The organism is Ketobacter sp. MCCC 1A13808 (assembly GCF_009746715.1).
Lineage (GTDB): Bacteria > Pseudomonadota > Gammaproteobacteria > Pseudomonadales > Ketobacteraceae > Ketobacter.
Genome location: NZ_VRKW01000038.1, coordinates 1 through 3,962, shown reverse-complemented (window position 1 = coordinate 3,962; position 3,962 = coordinate 1). Strand labels below are relative to the sequence as shown.

Here is a 3,962-nt window from a genome sequence, read left to right as displayed (position 1 = left end):
GCAGGCAATTCGCTTTTGTACAGGCAACAAATAACCAGGGCAAGCACGGGACGCAGTTTCGTTCCGCATTTTTTGTGGTATCGCTGCGCTCTTTTTACCACAAAAAATGCTCCACTACACTACGCCCATGTTGCCGGCGTTATAAATTGCCAGTTCAAATATTTTTAAAACCAAGCGGTTCTACATATACACCTTCGCAAGTCCGGTAGGGCGTTGCTACCGCTTGTTCGGTTAGAATATTAAGTAGTTTAAAGCTGGAAGTGATCAACTAGAGTTAGCATTGTCTCCGCTATTTGGACTGAGTTAGCGATTTAGTTCAAAAAGCACTGCCCCAGAGTCGGGCCGTAGTTTTGTTCAGGTGTTGTGGTTTCACGGTGTTTTCTATCGGGTTGGTTCCGGGTGCATGGGCGGTTCGTGGACATCGAGGACGCGGCAAATCTTGACAGAGGTGCATTTGATTCGGATCGTGGTTTATTCCGTTGCCACAAACCTTGAGTGCATTCTTGCGGTGACAAACAGCGTGATATACGGCAGCATCATAACTCGATAGGTCGGCCCACTTACATTAGGGCTTCAACAGTTTTATCCTATTACGATGCAACAAAAGACAAAACAAAATACGAGTTGGTGGGCGTTGCAGGCAATGCGTTTTACCCAAGCAAATTATAACCAGGCGGTGCAGTGGAGCCAGTTACGTTCCGCAATTTTTGTGGTGTCGCTTCGCGCCTTTTACCACAAAAATCGCTCCACTTCACAGGCCCACTGACCTTTGCGTTATAAATTGCCAGTTCAAATATTTTTAAAACCAAGCGGTTCTACATATACACCTTCGCAAGTCCGGTAGGGCGTTGCTACCGCTTGTTCGGTTAGAATATTAAGTAGTTTAAAGCTGGAAGTGATCAACTAGAGTTAGCATTGTCTCCGCTATTTGGACTGAGTTAGCGATTTAGTTCAAGAAGCACTGCCCCAGAGTCGGGCCGTAGTTTTGTTCAGGTGTTGTGGTTTCACGGTGTTTTCTATCGGGTTGGTTCCGGGTGCATGGGCGGTTCGTGGACATCGAGGACGCGGCAAATCTTGACAGAGGTGCATTTGATTCGGATCGTGGTTTATTCCGTTGCCACAAACCTTGAGTGCATTCTTGCGGTGACAAACAGCGTGATATACGGCAGCATCATAACTCGATAGGTCGGCCCACTTACATTAGGGCTTCAACAGTTTTATCCTATTACGATGCAACAAAAGACAAAACAAAATACGAGTTGGTGGGCGTTGCAGGCAATGCGTTTTACCCAAGCAAATTATAACCAGGCGGTGCAGTGGAGCCAGTTACGTTCCGCAATTTTTGTGGTGTCGCTTCGCGCCTTTTACCACAAAAATCGCTCCACTCCACAGGCCCACTGACCTTTGCGTTAGATTTTTCAGATAACTGTTCCAATTTACATAGAGGTTATATAAAGTTGCTTCTGAACGATGGTGTAAGGGAAAACACACTCCGCAAGGAGAGTATTTGTGAGGTTCGAATCCTCACCGTTAAAGCCTATTCAACGAGTAGGCTTTAACGGTGGTAATTCAAAATGTCTAGAAATCCTTCCAAAATATATAGTCAGCATGTTGCTAATTTACGAGAGTTAGAACTGGCTATAAGTCATACTGGCCGAATGGCTCGATCAGAAATTGCCTCAAGAGACCCTCAGCAGAGCTTAAGATCACTACTTCGTCTGTACTCATTTTTGATCGGGGCTTGGGCTGAAACAAGGTTAAGGAAACTTCTCCATGAGGAGTTCGGGTTCAGCGAAGTTGAGAGAAAACAAATAACGGATAAGTCATCTCAACTTGAGCAGTGGCAAGAAACTATAGATCTAGCTTTTCGGAAACACCACAAAATAACCAAAGCTCCGCTTGATGAGCGCTCTTTAGGTGTTGCACACGCGGCCAGAAGAGGTGCGCTTCATGATGTTTTATCAAATGAGCTAAGAGTTATTATAGAAATCAGAAACAAGCTTGCTCACGGTCAATGGATATACCCATTCAATAGCGATGAAACTGCAGTTGAACCAGATAAATACAAACTAATAAACAAGGAAAATTATCAGTCATTACAATTCAAGTTGGCGTTAGTTGGTCATCTAGCTGATGCAGTTCACGACCTTGTGGTAAGTCCTGCAACGTTTGAGCGTGATTTTGAAAGTCATTTCAAAAAACTATTTCAAGTTCGAACTAATCTAGTGACTAAAGTATATTCGAAATATGAGAATTCTCTTATTAAAAGCAGGGAGTCAGCGCGTGCTGCAAGAAAATCTAACAAATAAAGCAACCGGACGGTTTCACCGCCGGTTCTTTAGGCGTTAGGCTATCGAATTAGCGCATCTATAAAATGGTGAAAGTATGGCAAATTTTATTCCTAAAGCTTTTTTGGTGTTACTTATGTCTATAGCTTCGGTAATTTCTCTCGCTGACGAGTATGAGGGCATGGTACGGATCTCAGAAATTGAAATACACGAAGGGTATCTTGAAGAGTATTTGGAGATCTTAAAGGAGGAAGCTGAGGCATCAGTTAGATTAGAGCCGGGCGTCATTGCGATCTATCCAATGTATCAGGTTGAAAACCCGACCCAGGTGAGAATACTCGAAATTTATACCAATAAAAAAGCCTATGATTCACATCTTGAAACGCCTCATTTTAAGAAGTACAAAACAACAACCATTAAAATGGTTAAATCATTAAATTTGGTTGATATGTCGATTATAGATTTAGAAACGATGGAAAAGATTTTCAGGAAGCATTCTTTAGCCCAAAAATGATCAAGAGTTCTAGCTATCGATTAAAATCAAGGGAAAAGCCTAACAAAGCCAAGCACAATCGCCCAATGCAAAAAGCCGCATTGGGCTGGACCTCGCTGTCGCTCGGCCTGTGTTGGCGGCGTTAGGCATCCAATCAGAGCAAGTATGTATTTATGAGAACATATAAAGAAATTATGGAAGATTTTGCGTTGAGAGAAATACCTGTTGACGCACCAAATTTCTACGATCATCCAAATTTTATTGCAGCCGAAAGATCAAACCCAGAATACCTCAATAACTGCGCTTTCTATGTTGCTTCTCGCCCGTATAGCGAAGAATATCTGAAACAGGCAGAAGTCATTATTACTAAAGCATCGAAGTTGCTGTATGAGCATTTGAAGAAAAATGGGCGGCAAGGTGCTTGTGTAGACATAACAGGCATATTGGCGCGAATGCTAGAAAAACATGGAGTTTGGTGTGCGTCTATTAAAGGCTCATGCACTATCGAGTTTCCTCCTTCATCCAATGAGGAGACAACATACTTCTGGTCAGTGGATCATGGAGAATCTACCGCAGCGCACTCTTGGCTATTTGCACCTCCATTCAATATTGTGGATATAACAATTGGAGAGCAAGCTTACAGTGGCAAGAAAAAGAAATATGTACCTAAAATAATCCTTGAAAAAGGTGGCACAGATTCGACTGCGGAAATCGAGGATATAATAAGCCCAAGCGCTATTGCACAATTACAAATGCAAGGTGTTCCCCGTAATAAGTTCTTTGAATATGCGGCAAGGCAGATGGAGGAGGTTCAAAGATTCTTTCCAGCGAAAACAGTTGAGTGTGACAAAGGAGCAAGATTTAAATTTTGCCCGGTTGCAATTCATGCTTCCGAGGAACCTCTAGAAGGCATGAGAAATATGGATTTTAAGGGCAAAACACCCCATAAACTGTATAAAAAATACTTTGAAAAAAGTATCGGGTCTATCAATGCCTAACAAGGCCAGCCAGAGGGACCAAAAAACCGCCGCTCCGCTCTGGTTTTTCGGCCCCTGCTGGCGGCGTTATAGTGCACCCGCTCAGGATCATACCGGGCTGGATGTACGATAAAGTCTATAGTCAGTGTGTGAAAAACCCAGCTAAAGCTGTGAGGGAACTGGTCAGCGATTTCATCTTTCTGT

General features: G+C 43.1%; 4 protein-coding genes. 3 read left to right on the top strand and 1 reads right to left on the bottom strand.

All coding sequences use genetic code 11. The features are described 5' to 3' along the window. The first annotated feature begins 1,574 nt into the window (after positions 1 to 1,574). From FT643_RS22675 to FT643_RS22665, 3 genes are all read left to right on the top strand, one after another. Complete coding sequence (locus FT643_RS22675) at positions 1,575 to 2,309, top strand: hypothetical protein (protein ID WP_156873686.1); 735 nt, start codon at positions 1,575 to 1,577, stop codon at positions 2,307 to 2,309. A gap of 76 nt (positions 2,310 to 2,385) precedes the next feature. Beyond that, entirely contained in the window at positions 2,386 to 2,802 is a 417-nt protein-coding gene (locus FT643_RS22670; protein ID WP_156873685.1) for a putative quinol monooxygenase, read from the top strand. A gap of 152 nt (positions 2,803 to 2,954) precedes the next feature. Then, positions 2,955 to 3,779: a hypothetical protein gene (locus FT643_RS22665; RefSeq protein ID WP_156873684.1), complete on the top strand. Its 825-nt coding sequence runs from the start codon at positions 2,955 to 2,957 to the stop codon at positions 3,777 to 3,779. Here the strand turns inward: FT643_RS22665 and FT643_RS23630 are convergent. Beyond that, positions 3,776 to 3,962: hypothetical protein (locus tag FT643_RS23630; RefSeq protein ID WP_232340409.1), on the bottom strand; the 187-nt coding region annotated here is incomplete at its 5' end. The two genes, FT643_RS22665 and FT643_RS23630, sit on opposite strands and share 4 nt — an antisense overlap.

Coding starts and splice junctions, on each gene's coding strand:
- FT643_RS22675 (WP_156873686.1), top strand. CDS start 1,575: ATGTCTAGAAATCCTTCCAAAATATATAGTCAGCATGTTGCTAATTTA.
- FT643_RS22670 (WP_156873685.1), top strand. CDS start 2,386: ATGGCAAATTTTATTCCTAAAGCTTTTTTGGTGTTACTTATGTCTATA.
- FT643_RS22665 (WP_156873684.1), top strand. CDS start 2,955: ATGAGAACATATAAAGAAATTATGGAAGATTTTGCGTTGAGAGAAATA.